Annotated in this window: 19 protein-coding genes; 3 read left to right on the top strand and 16 right to left on the bottom strand. The window is 43.0% G+C overall.

Going from position 1 to position 19,535, the window contains the following annotated elements:
• Positions 1-56: 56 nt before the first annotated feature.
• The 16 genes from NYE79_RS03045 to nrdR form a co-directional block, all read right to left on the bottom strand.
• Positions 57-1,037 (bottom strand): acetylxylan esterase, encoded by a 981-nt coding sequence (locus NYE79_RS03045; protein WP_216728727.1) that lies wholly within the window; start codon positions 1,035-1,037, stop codon positions 57-59.
• A 469-nt stretch (positions 1,038-1,506) separates the two neighbouring features.
• Complete coding sequence (recG, locus tag NYE79_RS03040) at positions 1,507-3,549, bottom strand: ATP-dependent DNA helicase RecG (protein ID WP_339293862.1); 2,043 nt, start codon at positions 3,547-3,549, stop codon at positions 1,507-1,509.
• Positions 3,540-4,643, bottom strand: coding sequence for an alanine racemase (alr, locus tag NYE79_RS03035; protein ID WP_303432780.1), 1,104 nt, complete (start codon positions 4,641-4,643; stop codon positions 3,540-3,542). Before alr ends, recG begins: the two co-directional genes overlap by 10 nt.
• Positions 4,633-4,995 carry a holo-ACP synthase gene (gene acpS, locus NYE79_RS03030; protein ID WP_070568638.1) on the bottom strand — a complete coding sequence of 121 codons (363 nt, stop codon included), beginning with the start codon at positions 4,993-4,995 and terminating at the stop codon, positions 4,633-4,635. The genes alr and acpS overlap by 11 nt, the downstream gene beginning before the upstream one ends.
• 44 nt (positions 4,996-5,039) lie before the next feature.
• Complete coding sequence (locus NYE79_RS03025; protein WP_216728729.1) at positions 5,040-6,071, bottom strand: 3-deoxy-7-phosphoheptulonate synthase; 1,032 nt, start codon at positions 6,069-6,071, stop codon at positions 5,040-5,042.
• A gap of 1 nt (position 6,072) precedes the next feature.
• Entirely contained in the window at positions 6,073-7,104 is a 1,032-nt protein-coding gene (locus NYE79_RS03020) for a 3-deoxy-7-phosphoheptulonate synthase (RefSeq protein ID WP_000231309.1), read from the bottom strand.
• Positions 7,105-7,183: 79 nt separating this feature from the next.
• Entirely contained in the window at positions 7,184-9,697 is a 2,514-nt protein-coding gene (gene secA / locus NYE79_RS03015) for a preprotein translocase subunit SecA (protein ID WP_216728730.1), read from the bottom strand.
• A 115-nt stretch (positions 9,698-9,812) separates the two neighbouring features.
• A complete protein-coding gene (locus NYE79_RS03010) occupies positions 9,813-10,583 on the bottom strand; it encodes a DNA alkylation repair protein (protein ID WP_049520431.1) in 771 nt (256 codons plus the stop codon).
• Between the two features lie 144 nt (positions 10,584-10,727).
• The gene (locus NYE79_RS03005; protein ID WP_216728731.1) at positions 10,728-11,018 is read right to left on the bottom strand and encodes a hypothetical protein; all 291 of its coding nucleotides are present in this window, start codon (positions 11,016-11,018) and stop codon (positions 10,728-10,730) included.
• Between the two features lie 132 nt (positions 11,019-11,150).
• Positions 11,151-11,747: a LemA family protein gene (locus NYE79_RS03000; RefSeq protein WP_000812473.1), complete on the bottom strand. Its 597-nt coding sequence runs from the start codon at positions 11,745-11,747 to the stop codon at positions 11,151-11,153.
• 160 nt (positions 11,748-11,907) lie between these two features.
• Complete coding sequence (locus NYE79_RS02995) at positions 11,908-12,759, bottom strand: TPM domain-containing protein (RefSeq protein WP_216728732.1); 852 nt, start codon at positions 12,757-12,759, stop codon at positions 11,908-11,910.
• A 227-nt stretch (positions 12,760-12,986) separates the two neighbouring features.
• Positions 12,987-14,297 carry a ribosome biogenesis GTPase Der gene (gene der / locus NYE79_RS02990; RefSeq protein ID WP_216728733.1) on the bottom strand — a complete coding sequence of 437 codons (1,311 nt, stop codon included), beginning with the start codon at positions 14,295-14,297 and terminating at the stop codon, positions 12,987-12,989.
• A 13-nt stretch (positions 14,298-14,310) separates the two neighbouring features.
• Positions 14,311-15,024, bottom strand: a complete 714-nt coding sequence (locus NYE79_RS02985; protein ID WP_169446414.1) for an NADPH-dependent oxidoreductase — start codon at positions 15,022-15,024, stop codon at positions 14,311-14,313.
• Positions 15,021-15,917 carry a primosomal protein DnaI gene (gene dnaI, locus NYE79_RS02980; RefSeq protein ID WP_007521157.1) on the bottom strand — a complete coding sequence of 299 codons (897 nt, stop codon included), beginning with the start codon at positions 15,915-15,917 and terminating at the stop codon, positions 15,021-15,023. The genes NYE79_RS02985 and dnaI overlap by 4 nt, the downstream gene beginning before the upstream one ends.
• On the bottom strand, positions 15,918-17,081 hold the full coding sequence (locus NYE79_RS02975; protein ID WP_169446417.1) for a DnaD domain protein: 1,164 nt from the start codon (positions 17,079-17,081) through the stop codon (positions 15,918-15,920).
• Positions 17,082-17,555 (bottom strand): transcriptional regulator NrdR, encoded by a 474-nt coding sequence (nrdR, locus tag NYE79_RS02970; RefSeq protein ID WP_001203676.1) that lies wholly within the window; start codon positions 17,553-17,555, stop codon positions 17,082-17,084.
• 140 nt (positions 17,556-17,695) lie between these two features.
• On the opposite strand from nrdR, the gene NYE79_RS02965 reads away from it, so the two are divergent.
• The 3 genes from NYE79_RS02965 to NYE79_RS02955 are packed head-to-tail and all read left to right on the top strand — an operon-like array spanning position 17,696 to position 19,505.
• Positions 17,696-18,061, top strand: a complete 366-nt coding sequence (locus tag NYE79_RS02965) for a GntR family transcriptional regulator (RefSeq protein WP_169446418.1) — start codon at positions 17,696-17,698, stop codon at positions 18,059-18,061.
• Between the two features lie 4 nt (positions 18,062-18,065).
• Positions 18,066-18,761 (top strand): ABC transporter ATP-binding protein, encoded by a 696-nt coding sequence (locus NYE79_RS02960; RefSeq protein WP_169446420.1) that lies wholly within the window; start codon positions 18,066-18,068, stop codon positions 18,759-18,761.
• 15 nt (positions 18,762-18,776) lie between these two features.
• Positions 18,777-19,505, top strand: a complete 729-nt coding sequence (locus tag NYE79_RS02955) for a hypothetical protein (protein WP_169446421.1) — start codon at positions 18,777-18,779, stop codon at positions 19,503-19,505.
• The last annotated feature ends 30 nt before the right edge of the window (positions 19,506-19,535 follow it).

Here is a 19,535-nt window from a genome sequence, read left to right as displayed (position 1 = left end):
TAAAAGTACTTTCAGGTTTTGGACATAAAAAGAGAGCTCCTGGGCTCTCTCATTCATTATCTTACGTACTTAAAAGGAATCTCACTGCCACAGAGCCAGTTATAGACTTGGTCATTGACAAAAACATTCATGGCTTCGTGAGCATACTCTGGCATGATGCGATAGGCCTTGTCGCAAGTTAGGCGGTTGTAAATCGCAAACTGGGTAATAGGATAGCAAACATCGTCATCCAAGCCCGTAATCATCTTGACCTCTCCTTTGATACGATGGGCAAGATTCTTCACATCGATATAGGCAAGAGTCGCCATGATTTCATCCTCTGTTTCATGGAAGGGATCGTGGAACTTGAAATATCGGAAGAGTTCATCATAGGCTTCACTGGTATTGCCAATCTCAAGCACTCGTCTAAAGTCTGACAAGAAAGGATAGATGGCCACTGTTTTCTGAATCCGAGGATTGAGCGCTGCTGCAACCAAAGCTAAAGCCCCTCCTTGTGAGGCACCATAGCTAGAAAGTCTTTTCTCATCCACCTGAGGGAGACTAGCAACCATTTCAACCAACTGGTAAATATCCAGATAAACATCCTTATAAAAGAGATGTTCCCGACCTTCCACAGCACCACGGATGATATGCCCCTTCACCGTATTTCCTAGTGGAGAGCGCAAGCCATCTTGCGAATAACCTGACTGGCCCCGGACATCCATAGAAACAACACCGTAACCAGCCACAGTATAGGCTAGCATGTCAGCCCAATCCCAACCACGGCCCATGTACCCATGGAAATGGAAGATTAGCGGAACCTTCTCCTCAGTCTTTGGAAGGACGATTCGTGCATAGACCTTGCCTTCATTAGTTCCTTCAAAGGTCAGTTCATAACACTTGACTTGAGGAATGTTAAAATCCCTTTCCTCCAACTGGTAGGCTGGAGGAGATGAAACTTTTTCGACCTTTTCATCCCAGAAAGCATCAAAATCTTCTGGAACCTCATCCCGTCCTAGATAGGTCTTGATTTCTTCTAACAAAGCTGGATTTTTCATAGCATGCTCCTTTTGATTTGTAATCGCTATCATAACTGTAGCATATCTAGAAAAGCAATGCAAGAAAGAATGGTAAACAGAAAGTGATTTTAGATTCTCCTCCCTCAAACTGATCGTCTGAAAGTAGTTTTAAAAATAAAAAGAGCGTTTCCGCTCTTTGGTTATCAATAGGTGCTAGCTCCTTTCTCTAGTTTGAAAGTCTGAAATTTCTTTTGGTAGGTTACTTTAATCGTCATATGAGAGTCCTCGTTTCTTTTTGATGACTCTAGTATAAGACCCAAACCTAAAAGCTAGCTTAAGTTTTCCTTAGAGAAAGCTTATACTCAATGAAAATCAAAGAGCAAACTAGGAAACTAGCCGCAGGTTGCTCAAAGCACTGCTTTGAGGTTGTAGATAAGACTGACGAAGTCAGTTACATATATAATCCAAGGCGACGTTGACGTGGTTTGAATTTGATTTTCGAAGAGTATTAATCTAGATGTTCTTTCTTTTCCAGATGGAGAGCAATCATGCGCCATTCTGGATCCTCTTGCCAACCTTCTATCGAACTAATGTAGCTGGCAACCTTTCTGGCTTCTTCTAAAATCGGAAAATCTTCGATAATATCAGCCACTTGAAACTCTGGAAGTCCTGACTGTCTGGTTCCAAAAATCTCTCCAGAACCACGCATTTTCAAATCTTCCTCCGCAAGGACAAATCCATTGGTGGTTTCTGTCATGATGCGCATGCGGTCCTTCCCAGACTCAGTCTTAGGATTAGCCACAAGAACAGCATAGGACTGCTTGTCACCCCGACCCACACGGCCTCTGAGCTGGTGAAGTTGGCTGAGACCGAACCGATCGGCATCCATGATAATCATGACGGTCGCATTAGGGACATTGACCCCAACCTCGATAACCGTCGTCGAAACCAGAATATCCGTTTTTTGCTCTTTGAAATCCTGCATGATTTGGTCTTTTTCGTCACTCTTCATCTTCCCATGTAAAAGAGACACCTCTGCCTTGCCGGCAAAATGAGTTGTCAACTCCTCAGATAAGGCAATAGCATTTTTCAGATCCAAAGCTTCAGATTCTTCGATCAGGGGAGAGATAACATAGGCTTGCGAACCTTTTTGAATTTCCCCCTCTAACCAAGTCAAGACCTGAGGCAGCTGCTCATGCTTAATCCAGCGCGTCACAATCAGCTTCCGCCCTGCTGGCATCTGGTCAATAATGGAAACATCCATATCGCCAAAGGCCGTGATAGCCAATGTTCGTGGAATGGGCGTAGCCGTCATCATGAGAACGTCAGGATTGTCGCCTTTTTCTCTCAGAATACGCCTTTGCCCCACACCAAAACGGTGCTGCTCATCGATGATAATCAAGCCAAGACGAGCATAATCCACCCCATCTTGTATCAAAGCATGGGTTCCGATAATCAAATCAGCCTCACCCTTGGCAATGGTCTCCAAGACTTCTCTTTTTTCTACAGCTTTCAAGGAACCTGTCAAGAGAGCCAGTTTCAAGTCTGGAAAAAGGTTCTGTAAACTCTCAAAGTGTTGCTCTGCTAGGATTTCTGTTGGAACCATGAGAGCCGCCTGGTAGCCAGCCGTCACCGCTGCAAACATGGCTAAGCCAGCGACCACCGTTTTTCCGCTCCCCACATCCCCTTGCAGAAGACGATTCATGTGATGGTCGGACTTCATGTCGGTCAAAATTTCCTGCAAACTCTTTTCCTGAGCTTGGGTCAGGGCAAAAGGCAGACTTTCTTTAACAGCCGACACTTTTTCCTGGGACCAATTCAGAACCAGACCACTTCCCTGAACTCTATTTTCAGACTTGAGTGACTGCAACTGCATTTGAAAATAAAAGAGTTCCTCAAATTTGATCCGACGAAGGGCCTGCTTGTATTCTGCCAAATCCTTAGGAAAATGCATAGCGCGAACAGCCTGGCAACGGGACATGAGTTTGTATTTATCCAGCAAAGACTGGGGAAGATTTTCCTCTATCAAGAGGTCCAACCCCTGATCAAAGGCTGTCTTAATGACCTTAACCAGACTGGCCTGACTGATTCCCTGAGCCAGACGATAAACAGGTTGGAGGTCTTCTTCCACCTGAGCCAGAACCTTCATCCCAGTCAGACTGGCCTTGGCACGGTCCCATTTCCCAAAGACAGCCAGGGTTGCACCCAACTCTATCTTATCAGCCAGATAGGGTTGGTTAAAAAAATTCACCGCAAAAACGACTTCTCCCTGCTTGAGACTAAAACGCAGGCGATTGCGCTTGAAACCATAATATTGGACACTGGCAGGAGTCACGACTTGACCAGATAGGACCGCCTTTTCGCCATCTTCCAACTCTAGCACCTGCTTGGTCTTGAAATCTTCGTAACGGAAAGGAAAGTAGAGCAAGAGGTCTTGCAAGTTTTCAATTCCTAGTTTGGCGTATTTCTCTGCTGACTTTGGTCCCACACCAGGTAAGACATGCAAGGGTTGGTGTAGATTCATGCTCCACTCCTTTCTTTTTAATGATATTCTCTCGGAATGCGGTCGCTGAGGAGGCAAACCACCTCATAGTTAATAGTTCCACGATAAGTCGCTACCTGAGTAGCTGTGATTTCCTTGCCACCGTTTGTGCCGATCAGGGTTACTTTTGTTCCTAGCGGATAAATCTTAGGCAGACGAATGGTGATTTGGTCCATAGATACTCGTCCGACGATTGGGCAAGCTTGACCATCTACCAAGACAGAGAAATTCTGCATGTCTCGTGTCCAACCATCCGCATAACCGATTGGCACCGTCGCAATGACTTGCTCACTATCCGCTTGATAGGTGGCTCCATAGCCCATGCAAGCTCCAGCTGGAACTGTCTTGACATGAACCAGGGCAGACTCCAAGGTCAAGGCTGGTGTCAAATCATAGGGTAAGTCCAAGACCTCTCCACTTGGATTGAGACCATACATGGCATCTCCCATACGGACTGCATTGAAAATAGTCTCTGCATACCAGAGGGTCGTTGCCGAGTTACTGGCATGAACCAGTTCTGGAACTTCCTTCATACTTGCCAAAATAGCTTTAAAGCATTCTAACTGGGCATTAAAATAGGCATCTGATTCTTCATCTGCAGTAGCAAAGTGGGTAAAAATCCCCTCAACACGAGCACCGTGTTGTTGGAGCATGGTTTGAGCCTGCTCAGCCTCACTAGCTTCTCTAAAACCAATTCGTCCCATTCCTGAGTCAATCTTGAGGTGGACAGTCAAGCTAGATAAATCTGTCTCCCTAGCTAAGAGCGCTTGAATCCATTCCACCCCAGCCACAGTCAAGGTGATGTCGTATTCTTTTGCTAGAGCAATAGCTTCTATCTCAGAAACTCCTAAAATGAGGATTTTCTTGCTGAGTCCAGCCTGACGGAGTTCGATGGCTTCATCAATATTGGAAACACAAAATCCATCAACATCGTCCTGAATCGCCATCGCAACGGCAACAGCTCCATGCCCATAGGCATTGGCCTTGACCACTGCCCACTTGAGCGTTCCTTCAGGGATATGAGCCCCCATTTGCTGAATATTTTGTCGAATAGCTCCCAGATATATCAGAGCCTTGGTTGGTCTATGTGGACTAGCTTTCATGATTTTCCTCCAAAATAACACTGGCTGTCACAAACTGATCTGTATGGCTAATAGATAGCCAAATCTTTCCTGAAAATGGTGCCTGACTAAAATAAGGAGCCCCTCGTTCATTGTTCAAAACTTCCAAATCCTGAAAGGTCAGTTTGCCAATACCAGTTCCCATAGCCTTGGAAAAGGCTTCCTTAGCTGACCAGCGGCCTGCCAAGTATTCGATCTGTCTGCGCCCTTTGAGACTGGTAAAATGCTCCATTTCTTTAGGGGTCAGCACGCGCTTGGCAAAGCCCTCACGTCGTGTAACTGCTTTTTCTATCGAAGCCAATTCTTCGATGTCAATTCCGTGTCCAACTATCATACTCATAAAAGGAGCTGAGATTCCCCCAACTCCATCCTTTTCACTTATTTTGTTAAGGTAGTATAAATTTCTTCTACCAAGGCTACTGTATTTTCCCAACCTAGACAAGGGTCGGTAATGGAACAACCAAAGACCTCTGGTTGATTTTGGCGACCGTCTGCTAGGTAAGATTCGATCATAAAGCCTCGAACCGTCTTTTTAATCTTTTCATTCCAGTCACGATTCAGCAAGGCTTGGCGAACAATGCGAATTTGTTCCATATACTGCTTGCCTGAATTGTCATGATTGGTATCGATGATAATGAAGGGATTTTCAAGTTCCATGGTCTCATAACGATTGATGGCATTTAAGAGGGTTTCATAGTAGAAATTGGGTTCATTTTTACCATATTCGTTCATGGCGCCACGAAGGATAACATGGGCCAAAGGATTTCCCGAAGTTTCCACTTCTTGACCGTGGTAAAGGAAGGTTTGCTTGTTTTGAGCTGCATAGATAGCATTAAACATAACCCCAAGGTTCCCAGATGTTGGATTTTTCATCCCAACTGGAGCATCAATCCCAGACGCTACAAAGCGATGTTCTTGGTCTTCCACTGAACGAGCTCCTACAGCATGGTAGCTGACTAGATCATCAATCAAAACGAGATTTGACGGATAAAGCATCTCATCAGCTGTCGTCAAGCCCGTCTCCGTAATCACACGGTAGTGCAGCTGACGAACAGCTTGTATACCATTAATCAAGCTTGGAGCTTTAGAAGTATCCGGCTGATGAACCAAACCCTTATAGCCATCTCCATTGGTACGAGGTTTAGCCGTATAGACACGCATCACAATAAAGATTTTATCTGCAACTTTTTTCTGTAAGTCTGCTAAACGACGAGCATATTCGAGCACAGCTTCTTCATTGTCTGAAGAACACGGTCCCATCACCAAAAGGATTCGATCGTCCTCACCCGAGATGATGGCTGCCAACTCTCTATCGCGGGCTTCTTTCTTTCGCAAGGCTTCAGGTGACAACTGGGTCGCAGCCTTGATTGCTTCAATATCAATTTCTTGACCTTTTTCGATAAATGCCATCTTACTCTCCTAGCGTTTGGTAAATTTCGCGAACAAGTGCTTCTGTGTTGTCCCAGCCTAGACACGGATCTGTAATGGACTTACCAAAAACTTCTGGCTCATTTTGACGTCCATCTTCCAGATAGGACTCAATCATAAAACCACGAACATATTTCTTGATCTTCTCATTCCAGTCACGGTTAATCAAGGTCTGACGAACGATACGAATTTGATCCATGTACTGCTTGCCTGAATTATCATGATTGGTATCAATGATGATAAAGGGATTTTCCAAGCCCATCTTTTCATACTGGGCAATGGTATCCATCAAATTGTCATAGTAGTAGTTAGGAATATTTTTCCCGTATTCATTCAAGGCACCGCGAAGAATGGCGTGGGACAATGGATTCCCTGTTGTTTCCACCTCTTTACCGAGGAAGAGAAAGCTCTGCTTGTTTTGTGCCGCATAAATCCCATTAAACATAACATTGAGATTTCCAGATGTTGGATTTTTAAACCCTGTCGAAAACCCTGCTCCACTCGCTACAAAACGGTGTTGCTGGTCCTCAACTGAACGAGCCCCAACAGCCATATAAGAAATCAAATCATCCACCAAAGGAAGGTTTTCTGGGTAGAGCATCTCATCAGCCGTTGTCATACCAGTCTCGGTAATCACACGATAGTGCAGTTGGCGAACAGCCTTGATCCCATTGATCAAACTAGGAGCTTCTGTCGCATTTGGCTGATGAATCAAGCCCTTATAGCCATCCCCATTGGTACGAGGTTTAGCTGTATAGACACGCATGACCATAAAAATACGGTCTTTGACCTCTTCTTGCAAAGCAGATAGACGCTTGGCATACTCGAGAACCGCCTCTTCGTTATCAGATGAACATGGTCCTATCACCAAGAGAATACGCTGGTCTTCCCCACGAATGATGGCTTCCAATTCCTGATCACGTTGATTTTTTCTCGCAAGAGCCGCTCCCTCTAATTTAGACAAGGCGCGAACTTCTTCAATGTTAATTTTAGGACTTTTAGCTTTAAATACCATGATTCATCTCCTTATAAAGCAAACGGACACCAAGCAAAAAATGATTTTTACCAGGTATCCGCCTGTATCTTATCTCATATTATTGTCTCTTACCATGACAGTTCTTGAATTTCTTGCCTGATCCACATGGGCATTGGTCGTTTCGTCCGATTTGGCTCAAGTCCAAATCTTCTGGAAGACTTGCCTGCTGCGCTGCGATATTACGAGTCGCAGTTGTACTGATATTGTGTTTAGTTTGCGGACGTTCTTGTTCATGGATTTGTGCTTTCATCATCAAGCGGGTCACATCGAATTCAATCGATCCAATCATGTCGTTAAACATGCGGAAACCTTCTGCTTGATATTCTACAACTGGGTTGTTTTGAGCATATCCACGAAGACCAACAGCATTTCGCAACTGGTCAAGAGCATCGATATGGTCTGTCCACTTGTTGTCTACAACACGTAGAATCAAGACTTTTTGGAATTCTTTCACTGCATCTTCGTCACGAAGCTTAGCAACTTGGCTGTCATAGACTTTCAAGGCACGTTGGAAAAGTTCATCTTTGATAGCTTGGTCTGACAGACCTGCAAGATCTGAACGGCTAATTGAATCTTCTGGAAGCAAGTTATACTTAGCAAAGTTCAAGATTGCTTCCAATTTTTCATCTTCCTTAGAACGTGCATGTGCATCCACAATACGTCCAATGGTACGACGAATCATAGCATGGATTTCTGGTGCCAAGTCACGATCTGCAGTAATGACATCATAACGTTGTGCATAGATGATCTCACGTTGTTCTCGCATAACGTCGTCGTATTGAAGGACTTGTTTACGAGTGTCATAGTTATTTCCTTCGACACGTTTTTGAGCTGCTTCAACTTGACGCGTTAACATGCGAGATTCGATGGCTTCGTCAGACATGTTGAGACGTTCAAAGACACCTTTCAAACGTTCTGAACCGAAACGTTTCATCAAATCATCTTCAAGAGACAAGTAGAATTGTGACTCACCCGGGTCTCCTTGACGTCCTGAACGTCCACGAAGCTGATTATCAATACGGCGACTTTCGTGACGCTCTGTACCGATAACACAAAGTCCACCAAGTTCACGAACCCCTTCACCAAGCTTGATGTCGGTACCACGACCGGCCATGTTGGTTGCGATAGTAACCGCGCCACGTTGACCAGCGTTCATGATGATTTGCGCTTCTCTGTAGTGGTTCTTCGCATTCAAGACTTCGTGAGGAACACCTGCTGCTACCAATTTCTTAGAAAGGAAGTCGCTCGTTTCAACGGCAACTGTACCTACCAAGACCGGCTGACCTTTTTGGTAACGAGCTTTTACATCTTCAACTACAGCCTTAAATTTCGCATCAAGACTTGCATAGAGAAGGTCTGAGTGGTCGATACGTTGAATTGGACGGTTAGTTGGGATTGGAATAACACGAATGTTGTAAATTTCGCGGAATTCTTCTTCTTCTGTTTTACCAGTACCTGTCATACCTGCCAATTTCTTATACATACGGAAGAGGTTTTGGTAGGTAATAGAAGCTGATGTCTTGGTCTCATCTTGGATTGGCACACCTTCTTTTGCTTCAATCGCTTGGTGCAAACCATCAGAGTAACGACGACCTTCCATAGTACGACCTGTAAATTGGTCGACAATCAAGATTTCCTGCTCTTCACTAACCACATAGTCGATATCGAGAATCATGATATAGTTGGCACGGAGGGCATTGTCAATAAAGTGAGTAAGAGCTACATTTTCAATGTCGTAGAGATTTTCTAGTTTGAAGTAGCTTTCTGCCTTGTCAATACCAGAGTCTGACAAACCGATCGTCTTAGACTGAACGTCAATGATATAGTCGTCCTTGTCCAAAGATTTCACGAAGTGGTCCGCCATATGGTAGAGTTGGCTTGTTTCAACTGCATTGGCGCCTGAAACGATCAATGGTGTACGAGCTTCGTCGATCAAAATTGAGTCAACCTCATCGACCAAAGCATAATTGAGTGGACGTTGCACCATGTTTTCTGCACGAACGACCATGTTATCACGAAGGTAGTCGAAACCAATCTCTGAGTTGGTTGAGTAGGTAATATCACAAAGGTAAGCCTCTTTTTTCTCCATTGGAGATTTAGCTGCCAAGTTAATCCCTACTGACAGACCGAGCCATGAGTACAATTCACCCATTTCAGTCGCGTCACGTTCTGTTAGGTATTCGTTGACTGTAACTACGTGAACCCCTTTACCTGCAAGGGCATTGAGGTACACTGGCATAGTCGCTGTCAAGGTCTTCCCTTCACCCGTACGCATCTCTGGAACGTCACCATGGTGAAGAACAATCCCACCCATGACCTGAACCTTATAAGGGAAGAGTCCAAGGACACGTTTTGCAGCTTCACGAACTACTGCAAAAGCCTCATATAGCAATGAATCAAGTGATTCACCCTTGTTGTATCGTTCTTTAAATTCGTCAGTTTTCGCTTTTAGTTCTTCGTCTGACATTGCAGCCATTTGGCTCTCATAGTTAAGAACCTTATCAGCCATCTTTTCCAGACGACGAAGTTCTCCTTTATCATTTTCAATAATCGTTTTTAAAATATTAGCCATGATTTTCCTTACTTTTTATTCTGAATATTTTAGAATGTTCTTTTAATTTTAGCATATTTACCATTATTTTTCAAGAAAGAATCCTTAATTTACAACGGAAAAGGCCAGCTGAAATTCAGCTTTTTTTGCATAAATCTTCTGTGGCTCTTTTTTTGTTTTTTGTTCGAGATGCATGCTTGATAATCCAAGCACAACTTGGACTTAGCTCCCCTTTCTGCCAAGTTTGAAGAATCCTTTCAAACTTATCGGGGGCTTCCTTGTACAAATCATTTAGATTATTGGCTACACTTTTTTGAATAGACTTGTCTCTATCATCTTTTAGATTGGTCAGAATAGTGGTGAAATCCTCAAAATAATCCAATACGACGGTTTGTCTCTTAGCCCAAGGCAGACGGATACGCATGCATTCGCTGGCAAGTCTACGAACACGCAAATTTTCATCCCGACTCCATTCTAATAGCAAAGTCATTGTAGCCTTAGGATAGCGAGCCAGCAAAGGTCTCATAGAAAATTCTCCAGTAAATCGCTTGGTTAGTTCCTTACTAAAGGCCGTGCTCAATTCAAATTCCTTGTCCCCAAATAGCTCTACATATTTTCCGATTGGCCAAAGCCAATATCCTTCTGAGAACATACCTAAACCACCCTCTAACTCAGGACCCAAAATTTTCTCAAAAACCTTGAGAGAGTCCTGATAAGATAGGGGAAGACAATCTTTGATACTTTTAGCCAAGAGTTCTTGACGCTGGCTAAACTCCAAATTTTCCAAGTCTTTTTCTAGCAACAGCCTAAACTTTTGTCCATCAAAGGCAACGGATGCTTCTTGCAACCGTCGACTCAAATCCATAGCATAAGCCAAGTCATAATAATCTTTTACTTTTTTAGCCATTTTTCAAATCCCTTAATCTTCTTTTTACGGGACTTATTATATCATACAGACAGCCCGTCAACAAAATTATTTTTATATCTCCAACTATTTCAATAAGGAAGAAAAAAGGACTAGAAGCTAGTCTAGTCCTTCATTTGTTAATGTTTAATTTCCCAAGAATATAGGCAATATCCCAAAATACCAAAAGAGATTGATCCAGAAGGCCAAGCAAAAGATGATGCCAAAGATGAGGAGACTGATTTTTTTAATCAGCACGGAGTATAGGATGGATAAAACTCCAAAAACCACAAAGAGTTTTTTCATAACGAAATAATAAATTGAAACTCCTCCTATATACCAATCCCAAGGAAGGAAAAACATGAGGAACCAGAGAAGGCAAATCGTAAAGATATATCTCTTGTAGTGCGCTTCAAGAAAGGCTTTTGTTTTCTCCATAGCAAACCTCCATTTCAGTCACTGTCTCTTCCCTTTTATTATACCAAAAAAACCTGGAAAAGACTTTCCAGGTTTGAGTTTGAAATCACTAGTCATACTAGAGAAATTCCTTTATTCATAGGCTGATCCACTTTATTGACTTGATGAAGATGTTCCAAAATCGACCTTAGGAACTGTCTTGGCTTCTTCTGTTTCTTTAAAGGTTTCAGCTTCTTTAAAGTTCATCATATTCGCAAAAAGCACAGTTGGAAAACTTCTCAACTTTTGATTGTACTCGGCTGCGACTTTATTATAATCCTTGCGTGCTACAAAGATACGATTTTCACTGCCTGAAAGTTCGACCATTAGTTGCTCAACATTTTGATTGCTCTTGAGTTCTGGATAATTCTCCGTCAAGGAAATCAAGCGGGAAAGAGCAGAGCTCAACTCTCCCTGAGCCTTTTGGTTTTCTTCCGAAGTTACTGAGCTACTACCGATTTTAGCTCTAGCATCCGCAATCTTGGTAAAGACTTCGGTTTCATGATTCATTTGTCCTTTAACGGACTCCACCAAGTTACCAATCAAGTCCGAACGACGTTGGAGGGCTGTCGAGACATCGGCCTGAGCCTGCTCCACTTTAGTCTGTTCACCAACTAGACCATTATAGGTCGTCACTGCGGAACAACTTCCCAGAACTAGTAGTCCAAAGAAAATAGCCACTATTGAGAGAATTACTTTATTTTGTTTCATATCAAAACCTTAACACTTTCTTTTATCAACTTTTCTGAGAAAATACTCAGATTTTAAATCAATTTCCCAAACTTTGTTTTTATTTTTAATTAAGGAGTGAACTGTTGCAAAGGAGTCACCTTACTGTATGGAGAAATCGGTTTGAGCAATATATGATCACTCACCAGTCATCAGACGAACCACCGCCATCAAAGCCACCGCCGTCCCAGCCTCCAGATGAGTCGGAGCCCGAATCAGACCAAGAGGAACCTGAGTCTGATGAGTCACCGCCCCACCAGCCACCGCCAGAATCATCTCCACGTGAACCGCCACCACGACCACCAAATAGAAATCCTATAATCATGACGATGAAGTAAATCAGAACTACAAATCCGAGGGCTCCGTCATCGAAGCTACTTTTTCGATGCCGTTTCGAAGATTGACTCCCAGCGGTATACTTTTCAATTTCTCTTAGACGACTAGAATTAGTAGCATAGTCGTAACTACTTCTAGAACTTGAAGCAGTCGTACTCGATCCACTATAAAACATGTAGTTGAGATTGTTTGCTATAGAAAGAACTCCATTGCTGTAGTCTCCCTTTTGAAAGTAAGGCCGTGCTGTTTTCAAAAATCTATTGGTCTGATAGTCTGTGATCTTACTTGCCACATTATTGCTTGTTTCAATCCGTGATTTTCTATCCTCAACAGCGACCACAATCAAGGCACCGTAATTGTCTCCCGAGTAGCCAATCTTCCAAGCTCTAGCTGTTTCATTGGCGACTGTTTCAATTGTTTCTCCATCTAGGCTTTTTACAACATAAACTCCCATTTGGAATTTTTCTGATTTTTTACTATTGACATTATTCAATTCTCGTATCTGACTTATAGTCTCATCCGTTAAATAATGATCCGGGTCATAGATCCCGTACTCAGGTTTTTCAGGTGCTGTGAATGCTGACAAGAAGAGAAAGACCATCAACAATCCAAGCAAGCGAACCAACAAACTATGTTTAAATAATCTGCTTTTTTTCATAATAACCTCCCTGATAAAGGAAAATTGATTTAAGGAATTATAGCATTTTGATTTTTACAAAGAAAGTGCATTTTCATTACAAATAGGTTACAAAAGCTAGGAGAATGATTGAATTTTGATGACAGATTTTCCCTTCGATTGGACAGGATTTTTTTCACCTATTTTATAGAAAAAAGAAGACATACTAGTCTTCTTTTAAGTTATTCTTATTGGAAAATATGCAAGGCTTACTTGCGTTTTCTCGCGATCAAATGAATCGGGGTTCCTTCAAAGACAAAGGCCTTGCGGATTTGATTTTCCAAGAAACGCAGGTAAGAGAAGTGCATGAGTTCTTCTTCGTTGACAAAGATGACAAAGGTTGGTGGCTTGGTTGCCACTTGGGTTGCGTAGAAAATCTTGAGGCGTTTCCCTTTGTCTGTCGGTGTTGGATTGATGGCAATGGCATCCATAATCACATCGTTCAAGACTGCTGATGGAATCCGAGTGTTTTGACTCTCGCTAATTTGCTTGATCATCTCAGGCAGTTTATGGAGACGTTGCTTGGTCAAAGCTGATACAAAGACAATCGGTACGTAAGGCAGATATTGGAACTGCTCACGGATATCCTCTTCCCATTTTTTCATGGTGTGGTTGTCTTTCTCAAGAGTATCCCACTTATTGACCACGATGATCATCCCTTTACCGGCTTCATGGGCAAAACCTGCGATACGTTTGTCGTACTCACGGATACCTTCTTCGGCATTGAGGACCATCAAGACCACGTCAGAACGGTCAATGGCACGCATGGCACGCATGACAGAATATTTCTCCGTATTTTCATAAACTTTACCAGACTTACGCATACCAGCTGTATCAATCATGGTAAACTCTTGACCATCCGTATCTGTAAAATGGGTATCAATGGCATCACGCGTTGTTCCAGCTACTGGACTAGCAATCACGCGGTCTTCTCCCAAAATAGCGTTGATCAAACTTGATTTTCCAACGTTAGGACGGCCAATCAAGCTAAATTTAATGACATCTGGATTTTCTTCTTCGACTTCATGTGGTAGATTATCCACGATGGCATCCAGCACATCACCCGTACCAATACCGTGAACAGACGAAATTGGCAACGGTTCACCCAAACCTAGCGCATAGAAATCAAAAATATCATTTCGCATTTCTGGGTTGTCAACCTTGTTAACGGCAAGGATAACAGGTTTATGGGTTTTATAGAGTTTACGGGCTACGTATTCATCCGCATCTGTAATCCCTTCTTTCCCAGAAACTACAAAGACGATGACATCAGCTTCTTCCATAGCGATTTCTGCCTGGTGCTTGATTTGTTCCATGAAGGGAGCATCGACATCGTCAATCCCTCCCGTATCAATCATACTAAAGGAACGATTGAGCCACTCACCCGTTGCATAGATACGGTCACGTGTCACACCCTCGACATCTTCTACGATTGAGATCCGCTCACCAGCGATCCGATTAAATAGGGTTGATTTCCCAACATTGGGACGTCCCACAATGGCAATAGTTGGTAAGGCCATGTTTTCTCACTTTCTACAATAACTTTTTCTGTTCTAGATTCTTCCGAGTTGAACTAGGTTCGGCTTGACCAAACTGCTCTGCCAAACGTTGACTCCAAGAGGTCGTCGCACGCGCACCAGCATAGTCTGCCTGTACTTTGTCATAGTCCAAAATCGCCGCTACTGGCTGTTCTTGGTATTCTTCTTCAAATACCACTTGGTTCAAAGGCAGTCTTGGTTTGACCTCATGTTGTTGATTTGGCACACCGAGGGCAATCCCAAAAACGGGGTAGGTATAGTCAGGCAAATTAAAAAGCTCTGCCACTTCTTCCGACTTGTAACGGACCAAACCGATAATCACACCACCATATCCCAGACTCTCAGCCGCAAGCAAGGTATTTTGCCCAGCAAGCGCAGCGTCCACAGACGTGATGAGGAGACCTTCCACTCCTTGAGGTTGGAAACTGTCCGTATGAAGGCTTGCTCCCTTTTCCGCTCGGTTTAAGTCACCAACAAAGAGCAAAAAGGCTGCAGACTGGCGAATGGCTTCCTGAGGAACCAATTCATATAAGGCATCTTTCTTCTCTTGGCTGCGTACAAGAATCACAGAGTAGGATTGGAAATTTTTCCAAGATGACGCCATTTGTCCAGCAGTCAAAATCTCTTCCAAGTCTGCCTGAGGAATCTCTTGCTCCTTAAAGCGACGAACTGAAGTATGAGCTTTCATCAGTTTAATGGTTTCTGTCATCGGCGATTTTCTCCTTCTAGTCTCGTTTCCTCAGCCAAATAACGAATTCGTTCCATGACCCGTCTAGCTTCCCAAGTCTCGTCATTTCCATTCTTTCCTTTGGCAAAATGTTTTTCCAAATCTTGGAAATTAAAGTTGGAAGTAAAGAAGGTCGGCAAATCTTCCTGCATGCGGTACTGAAGAATGACTTGGAGAATCTCATCACGTACCCAAGGAGTCGACTGCTCTGCACCAATATCATCCAAGACCAAGACTTCTGCTAACTTGATGTCATCCACCAAGGTCTTCACAGATCCTTCACCGATGGCATTTTTCACATCAATGACAAAACTTGGATAATGGAGAATAGTCGTTGATGCCCCACGTTTTTCAGATAAGTCATGAGCTAATGCGGCCATCATAAAACTCTTACCAACACCAAAATCTCCGTAAAGATAGAGGCCCTTTCGGATGCTTGGGTAAAGGTCAACAAAGGAATAGAGTCTCTCAAAAATCGGCAACCGTCCTAGATCATCCAGGTCAATCTGAGCCAACTTCGCTTTCTTGAGACTTGCTGGTAGATTGATCAACTTAAGACGATTCTTAATTGCAGCCTCTTTTTCTGCCGCGATTAGTTCTGGTGTTTCTTCATAAGACACATCCGCATATCCGTGATTCATAACCAAGATGGGCTTGTAGCCACGCGCTATATAGTCCGCATCCCCTCGAAGAAACTTGTCCCGTTCTGTGATATATTGATTGAACTTGGAGATGCTACGATTTAACTCCTCTTGACTGAGGGATTCTTTCTGGATAAAAGCCGCCACATCTGGGTCTTTCATAATCTGCTGGACTAGGTCCTGATACTGAAAACGACTTGTCTGACGTTTGATAACGTCACCCACACTTTCCATCTAGTCTCCTCCTTCTTCTAATCGGGCTAACATTTCTTGTTTTTTGCGTTCTAGTTCCAGACGAGTTTCCTCACTGGTTTGATTTTTATATTCTGGATTACTCCACTTGGGAACATTTGTCTTAGTCGAGTTCGTTTTCGATTTTTGGTCTTCTTGCCCTTTTTGCTGGTGTTCTCGAATCCGAAGCACGGCTTCCTCTGCTGTCCGAATCTTGCGATAGGCATAGTCGTTTGCGACTTTCATAGCATATTTTTCATTGACATTGGCCGAATCAACCTTGTTAAAGGTTAGAAGCAAGACGATATTGATGACTTCATCCAACAAACCTAAAGACGCCATCTGGTGAAGGAGTTCTCGCTCACTCTGGGTGATGTTTCCCTTACGTGTTTGCTTGATTTCCGCTAAAAATTGTAGAGGAGTTTTATTTTTGGCTTCCCTGATAATGGTCATTTCTTTGGGGCTAAAGTCAGAAGGAACCTGCTTTTGCGCAAGCTTTTCACGCATGCGTTTGACTGAAATAACCTGAGCCACCGCTGTCGCCTTGGCTAATTGATAGGTTTCAAACCAGGTCCATTTTTTTTCATCTGCGATGGCAAATAATTCTAAAACATCCGCCTGCTCGTCTTCAAAACGCAAGCCATCTCGAGCCATCAGGTGCTGGAAATGTTCCAAATCAAAATCATTTTTTAACTTGCTTTTAGACTCGCTTGGGGTCACTTCTTCAGTCAGGGTTGGAAAGACTTGACTCAAGGAAACCGAGAGTGCTTCTCCCTCACTTGGAGCTTGCTTCATAGCAGAAACAGCTACATCCCCAATCTTTTTCTCTAATAATCTGCTGTAGACTGAATGACTTAGAAAATCCTGACTGGAGAGGGGAGACTGAAGCTGCAATTCATAAGTTTCCCCCTTCTGATAAAGGGTCAACAAATCCAAAGCAGATAAGATTTTGAGGGATTGGAGCAAGGTCGGCATGCCAAAGTTTAAGTGGTTGAGGATATGGGAAAAGAGGTGCTCCTTTTGTCCACCATCCCAGAAAGTAATAGCATATAGATAGAGGCTCAGTGCCTCCTGACCGATAATCGGGAGGTAGCACTGTACCAGAGAAGAGGTATCTTGCGACACCCGATTATTCTTTAGAAAAGAAAAACGGTCATTTGGTTTCATCTATTTTTCCTTTTTCTTTTTTGAGGACTGGGTGATCTGCTGGAGCAGACTCTCCAACTCACTCACATCCTTAAAGCTACGGTATACACTGGCAAAACGAACATAGGTAATCTCATCAAGCTCTGCCAATTCTTCCATGACTAAAGACCCAATATATTCACTTTGGATCTCATTCTCACTGCGACTACGGAGTTTTTGCTCGATGCGATTGACCACCATGCCGATTTCATCACTCGAAACAGGACGTTTCTGTGCTGAGCGAATAATCCCATTAAAGATTTTATCTCTCGAGAACTGTTCTCGCGTACCGTCTTTTTTGACGACAACCAGCGTTCTTTCTTCTACTCGTTCATAGGTTGTAAAACGATGCTGACACTCGTCGCACTCACGTCTTCGACGGATGGTATTTCCTTCTTCGGCTTGTCGACTATCAACAACACTAGACTTGGTAGCCCCACATTTTGGACAACGCATGCATTTCCCTCCTTGTCGTTTTCTTTTCATTATACCATTTTTTGAGCAATTCCCAAAACAATTCTTATTTTTACTTGACAAGTTTTTTGTTTTATTGTATTATTTGATTAGAACAACGAAGACAAAGAAAGGAGACTATGATGTCCTGGTCATTTGATAATACAAAACCGATTTATTTACAGATTATGGAAAAAATCAAATTACAGATTGTTTCCCATGAACTGGAACCTAACCAACAGCTCCCAACCGTGAGAGATTTGGCGAGTGAGGCTGGGGTTAATCCCAATACCATTCAGCGCGCCTTGTCTGACCTCGAGCGTGAAGGATTTGTATACAGCAAGCGGACAACTGGTCGTTTTGTCACCGAGGATTTGGACCTCATCCGTCAGTCCCGAAAACAACTTTCCGAGGAGCAACTGCAACAATTCGTCTCTTGCATGCTTCAATTTGGCTACAAAAAAGAAGAACTGCCAAATGTATTAAGCGACTATATTAAAGGAGTTTAAGACTATGACACTACTAGCACTTGAAAATGTAACAAAATCATATGGAGCAACCGCGGCACTTGACAATATCTCACTAGAGATCTCAGCCGGAAAGATTGTCGGGCTCCTTGGACCAAACGGATCCGGAAAAACAACCTTGATCAAACTGATCAATGGTCTCCTTCAACCAAATAAAGGACGTGTCCTCATTAACGGACAGGATCCAAGTCCTGCTACCAAGGCGATCGTCTCCTACCTACCAGATACAACCTACCTCAATGAAGAGATGAAGGTTAAGGATGCTATAACCTATTTTAAAACCTTCTACCAGGATTTCAATCTCGAAAAAGCCCAACACCTTTTAGCCGATCTCGGTATTGATGAAAACAGTCGCCTCAAGAAACTATCAAAAGGGAACAAGGAAAAGGTCCAACTCATCCTAGTTATGAGCCGTGAAGCCCGCCTCTACGTTCTGGACGAACCAATCGGAGGTGTGGATCCGGCGGCCCGTGATTATATCCTCAATACCATCATCAATAACTACTCACCAACCTCTACGGTACTGATTTCAACCCACTTGATTTCAGATATTGAGCCAATCTTGGATGAGATCATCTTCCTCAAAGACGGAAAAGTCGTCCGCCAAGGAAATGTTGATGATATTCGTTACGAGTCAGGTGAATCAATTGACCAACTCTTCCGCCAGGAATTTAAAGCCTAAGCAAAGGAGATTATTATGTTTTGGAATCTAGTTCGTTATGAATTTAAAAATGTCAATAAATGGTATCTGGCACTCTACGGTGCTGTGCTTGCAATTTCAGTTTTGATTGGAGCTTTTATTAGCAGTCTTAGCCAGAGTTACAATCCTAACAATGCTGCTTATTTCATCTTCTTTTTAGTACTAGTCTTTGGAGGACTTAGCGTCACTCTTTGGATTGCAACAATCTTTTTAATCATCCGAAGATTCAAGGGGAGTGTTTATGACCGCCAAGGTTACTTGACCTTGACCTTGCCTGTCTCTGAGCACCAAATCATCATCGCAAAACTTTTAGGTGGTCTTGTCTGGTCCATCTTAAGCTATATCGTCTTTATCTTAAGTATATTGATTATCATCTTCTTAACACCAATTGAAAAAGACTTCACTGCCCTCTATAACTTCATTTCCCCTTATCTCAGCTACGGCTGGCTGTATGCCCTATCACTATTTGTCGGGTCAATCACATGGATTTTATCCATTTACCTCTCCATCTCTATCGGACAACTCTTTAACGAATATCGAACAGCTATGGGAATTTTAGCCTATATCGTCATTGCCATCGTTATTGGTTATATCACCTTCTTCTTACGAATCGAAAACGACTTTCATACGATGATTGGAGTAGAAATCCTTCGTGATCTCGTTCTAGCGACGATCTATTACCTCGGAACCTACTACATCTTGAAAAACAAGGTTAACTTGCAATAAGTTAAAGGTCTAGCGACTCTGAATCGCTAG

This window comes from Streptococcus sp. FSL W8-0197, from assembly GCF_037963785.1.
Classification (GTDB): domain Bacteria; phylum Bacillota; class Bacilli; order Lactobacillales; family Streptococcaceae; genus Streptococcus; species Streptococcus oralis_CQ.
Note: the sequence above shows the minus strand (reverse complement) of the source record. Positions and strands in the feature narration are given on the sequence as shown.

Bases quoted from the DNA above. Each gene is read 5' to 3' on its own strand.
- NYE79_RS03045 (WP_216728727.1), bottom strand. From the start codon at position 1,037: ATGAAAAATCCAGCTTTGTTAGAAGAAATCAAGACCTATCTAGGACGG.
- alr (WP_303432780.1), bottom strand. From the start codon at position 4,643: ATGAAAGCTAGTCCACATAGACCAACCAAGGCTCTGATATATCTGGGA.
- acpS (WP_070568638.1), bottom strand. From the start codon at position 4,995: ATGATAGTTGGACACGGAATTGACATCGAAGAATTGGCTTCGATAGAA.
- NYE79_RS03025 (WP_216728729.1), bottom strand. From the start codon at position 6,071: ATGGCATTTATCGAAAAAGGTCAAGAAATTGATATTGAAGCAATCAAG.
- NYE79_RS03020 (WP_000231309.1), bottom strand. From the start codon at position 7,104: ATGGTATTTAAAGCTAAAAGTCCTAAAATTAACATTGAAGAAGTTCGC.
- secA (WP_216728730.1), bottom strand. From the start codon at position 9,697: ATGGCTAATATTTTAAAAACGATTATTGAAAATGATAAAGGAGAACTT.
- NYE79_RS03010 (WP_049520431.1), bottom strand. From the start codon at position 10,583: ATGGCTAAAAAAGTAAAAGATTATTATGACTTGGCTTATGCTATGGAT.
- NYE79_RS03005 (WP_216728731.1), bottom strand. From the start codon at position 11,018: ATGGAGAAAACAAAAGCCTTTCTTGAAGCGCACTACAAGAGATATATC.
- NYE79_RS03000 (WP_000812473.1), bottom strand. From the start codon at position 11,747: ATGAAACAAAATAAAGTAATTCTCTCAATAGTGGCTATTTTCTTTGGA.
- NYE79_RS02995 (WP_216728732.1), bottom strand. From the start codon at position 12,759: ATGAAAAAAAGCAGATTATTTAAACATAGTTTGTTGGTTCGCTTGCTT.
- der (WP_216728733.1), bottom strand. From the start codon at position 14,297: ATGGCCTTACCAACTATTGCCATTGTGGGACGTCCCAATGTTGGGAAA.
- NYE79_RS02985 (WP_169446414.1), bottom strand. From the start codon at position 15,024: ATGACAGAAACCATTAAACTGATGAAAGCTCATACTTCAGTTCGTCGC.
- dnaI (WP_007521157.1), bottom strand. From the start codon at position 15,917: ATGGAAAGTGTGGGTGACGTTATCAAACGTCAGACAAGTCGTTTTCAG.
- NYE79_RS02975 (WP_169446417.1), bottom strand. From the start codon at position 17,081: ATGAAACCAAATGACCGTTTTTCTTTTCTAAAGAATAATCGGGTGTCG.
- nrdR (WP_001203676.1), bottom strand. From the start codon at position 17,555: ATGCGTTGTCCAAAATGTGGGGCTACCAAGTCTAGTGTTGTTGATAGT.
- NYE79_RS02965 (WP_169446418.1), top strand. From the start codon at position 17,696: ATGTCCTGGTCATTTGATAATACAAAACCGATTTATTTACAGATTATG.
- NYE79_RS02960 (WP_169446420.1), top strand. From the start codon at position 18,066: ATGACACTACTAGCACTTGAAAATGTAACAAAATCATATGGAGCAACC.
- NYE79_RS02955 (WP_169446421.1), top strand. From the start codon at position 18,777: ATGTTTTGGAATCTAGTTCGTTATGAATTTAAAAATGTCAATAAATGG.